A 3,383-nucleotide genomic window follows, 5' to 3' on the forward strand; every position below is an offset into this window, starting at 1 on the left:
GACCACGCTGCCGCCCTTGACGGCGACTTCGGAGGCCGAGACGGCCAGCTGGTTCGCCTGGCGGGCGTTGTCGGCGTTCTGCTTGACGGTGGAGGTCAGCTCTTCCATCGAAGCAGCGGTTTCTTCCAGCGAGCTGGCTTGCTCCTCGGTGCGCGACGAGAGATCCTGGTTGCCGGTGGCGATCTGGCCCGAGGCCGTCGCGATCGTGTCGGTGCCGGTGCGGACTTCACCCACCACCTTCGCCAGGCTGTCGTTCATGTTCTTCAGTGCCTGCATCAGCTGGCCGGTCTCGTCGCGGCTCTCGACCTCGATGCGCGCGCTCAGGTCGCCGGCCGCCACCGTCTGCGCCACCTGGACCGCCTTGCCGATCGGCCGGGTGATGCTGCGCGTGATCAGCCAGGCGAAGAGGCTGCCGATGAGCACCGTGAGCACGCCCAGGGCCAGCGTCAGCGAGAAGCTGCGCGCGTTGGCCTCGTCGATGGCGCGGCTCATGTCGTCGATCGCCTGGCGCTCCATCGACAACAGGTCGAGGACGCGGTTCTCATAGGCCTTCGCGGCCGGCTGGAAGGCATCCTTGAAGGCGCGCTCGGTCTCCGCCGCATTGCCGCCGGCCTTCGCCTTGCCCACCACGTCCTTCGCCGCCTGGTACTTCGCCCGCAGCTCGACGATCGACTTGTAGGTCTGCTTCTCGCCGTCGGTGACCAGCAGCGCCTCGACCTTCGCCATGGTCTCGCTGCCCCGCTTGACGCTGTCCGAGATCACTTCGGCAAAGGTCACGGGCAGCGTCTCGTCGGTGGTCTTGGCGATCATCGAGGTGCGCGCGATGGCCGAATAGGTCAGCACGTACCAGTCGGAGATCAAGCGCTCCTTGGCCAGCGGACTCTGCATCATGCGGCGGGTGGCTTCGGCGTTGTTCCGCGCGCTGACCAGGGCCGCGGCGGTCGAGACGATGGTCAGGCCCAGAACGATGGCGAAGCCGATGGCGAGGCGTGTTCCGATGCGGACGTTGGGCAGGAGGGTCATGGTGGGGCTCGACGCAAAAAAAGGTTGGCTTCAGGCCGCGACGGCTTCGATCAGGCCCATCTCGTCGCTCGACATCAGGCGGTCGATGTCGACCAGGATCAGCATCCGCTCCTCGAGCGTGCCCAGCCCGATCAGGTAGTCGGTGTCCAGCACCGAACCCATCGCCGGCGCCGGCTTGATCTGCTCCGGCGTCAAGGTGATCACGTCCGACACGCTGTCGACCACCATCCCGACCACCCGGCCGCCGATGCTCAGCACGATCACCACCGTGAACTGGTCGTAGCTGGGCGTGCCGAGCGCGAACTTGATCCGCATGTCGATGATCGGAACGATGATCCCGCGCAGGTTCACCACGCCCTTGATGTAGTCCGGCGCGTTCGCGATCCGCGTCACGGCGTCGTAGCCGCGCAGCTCCTGCACCTTCTGGATGTCGATGCCGTATTCCTCCGCGCCCAGCGTGAAGGAGAGGAACTCGAGCGGCTTGTCCGCGCGGGCCGGGTTCGCCACGCCATCGGCGGCGGGCTTCGATTGAACTGTGCTCATCTTGTCGACTCCTGTTTAAGACTTGAAAACACTCACTGCATGGACCAGGCTTTCGGCCTGCTCCTGCAGCGACTGTGCTGCGGCGGAGGCTTCCTCCACCAGCGCCGCGTTCTGTTGGGTGACCTGGTCCATCTGCGTGATGGCCTGGTTGATCTGCTCGATGCCCGAGGTCTGCTCCTGGCTGGCGGTCGTGATCTCGCCCATGATGTCGGTCACCCGCTTCACGCTGCCGACGATCTCCTCCATCGTCCGGCCGGCTTCGCCGACCAGCACGCTGCCGGCATCGACCTTGTCCACCGAGTCGTCGATCAGGCCCTTGATCTCCTTGGCGGCCGAAGCCGAGCGCTGCGCCAGTCCGCGCACCTCGGCGGCGACGACGGCAAAGCCCTTGCCCTGCTCGCCGGCGCGGGCCGCCTCGACGGCCGCGTTCAGCGCCAGGATGTTGGTCTGGAAGGCGATGCCGTCGATCACGCCGATGATGTCGACGATCTTGCGCGAGGACGCATTGATCGAGGCCATGGTGTCGACGACCTGGCCGACCACTTCCCCGCCCTTCACCGCGACCTCGGAAGCCGAGACGGCCAGCTGGTTCGCTTGCCGCGCGTTGTCCGCGTTCTGCTTGACGGTGGAGGTCAGCTCTTCCATCGAGGCGGCGGTTTCTTCCAGCGAGCTGGCCTGCTGCTCGGTGCGCGACGACAGATCCTGGTTGCCGCTGGCGATCTGGCCGGACGTCGTCATCACGCCGGTGACGTTGCTGCCGACGTCCGCGACGATCGCGAGAAAGTTGGCGCTCATCTGGTTCAAGGCGCGCAGCAGGCTCTTGGTCTCGTCCTGTGGCCGGATCTCGAACTTGGCCAGTGCACCGCCTGCGATCGCCTGCGCCACGCCCACCGCCTGCTCCAGCGGCCGGAAGATGGTGCGGCTCATGAAAAACCCGAACCCGATCCATGCGAGTGCGCTGCCCAGGGTGGCGGCGGCCAGCAGGCCGGGCAGCCAGCCGGGTGAGCCGGCGGCGCCCGCGAGCCGCGCGGCCTCGGACCAGCCGACGGCGCCGACGCCCAGCGAGAGCACGGCCGCGGTCAGCGTGACGGCGGTCACGCGACTGCGGATCGGCAGCCGACGCAGGCCACCCATCGGGTCGGACCAGCCCCGACGGACGACCTCGCCCTGGCGGATCGACACGCCCTTGGCCAGGCCCTCGCGCAGCTTTCGATAGAGCGTGTCGGCTTGGCCGACGTCCGCGCGCTCGGGCTTGCTGCGGACCGACATGTAGCCTTCGGCCACGCCGTTGCGGTGGATCGGCGTCACGTTCGCCTGCACCCAGTAGAAGTCGCCGTTCTTGCGGCGGTTCTTGACGAAGCCGGTCCAGGGCAGGCCGCGCCCCAGCGTGTCCCACATGTCGGCGAAGGCCTCGGGCGGCATGTCGGGATGCCGGACGATGTTGTGGGCCTTGCCCATCAGCTCTTCGAGCGTGTAGCCGCTGACCTCCACGAAGGTGGGATTGACGTAGGTGATGCGCCCCTTCAGATCGGTGCGCGACACCAGCGCCGCATCCTTCGGCAGCAGGTATTCCTGGACGGTGATGGGTAGATTGACTCGCATGTCCTCAGTGCTTTTCGGATTCGGATTCAAGCCTGAACATGCTCATGACTTGCGACAGGCTGCCGGCCTGCTCCTGCAGGGAGCCGGCCGCGGCCGCGGCCTCTTCCACCAGCGCCGCGTTCTGCTGCGTCACCTGGTCCATCTGCGTGATCGCCTGGTTGATCTGCTCGATGCCGGTGGTCTGCTCCTGGCTCGCCGCCGTGATCTCGCCCATG

Annotated in this window: 3 protein-coding genes and 1 pseudogene; all 4 read right to left on the minus strand. The window is 66.9% G+C overall.

Features of this window, described 5'->3' with window-relative positions; genetic code table 11:
- Window positions 1-1,023 (minus strand): HAMP domain-containing protein (locus QTI33_RS34940; protein WP_286511325.1); only part of this gene is annotated, 1,023 nt, incomplete at its 3' end.
- A 30-nt stretch (window positions 1,024-1,053) separates the two neighbouring features.
- A complete protein-coding gene (locus QTI33_RS34945) occupies window positions 1,054-1,566 on the minus strand; it encodes a chemotaxis protein CheW (RefSeq protein WP_286511327.1) in 513 nt (170 codons plus the stop codon).
- A gap of 15 nt (window positions 1,567-1,581) precedes the next feature.
- Complete coding sequence (locus QTI33_RS34950; protein ID WP_286511329.1) at window positions 1,582-3,168, minus strand: methyl-accepting chemotaxis protein; 1,587 nt, start codon at window positions 3,166-3,168, stop codon at window positions 1,582-1,584.
- A gap of 4 nt (window positions 3,169-3,172) precedes the next feature.
- Window positions 3,173-3,383, minus strand: a pseudogene (locus tag QTI33_RS34955) (methyl-accepting chemotaxis protein); the annotation flags it as partial.

Source organism: Variovorax davisae (assembly GCF_030316845.1).
Taxonomy (GTDB): domain Bacteria; phylum Pseudomonadota; class Gammaproteobacteria; order Burkholderiales; family Burkholderiaceae_C; genus Variovorax; species Variovorax davisae.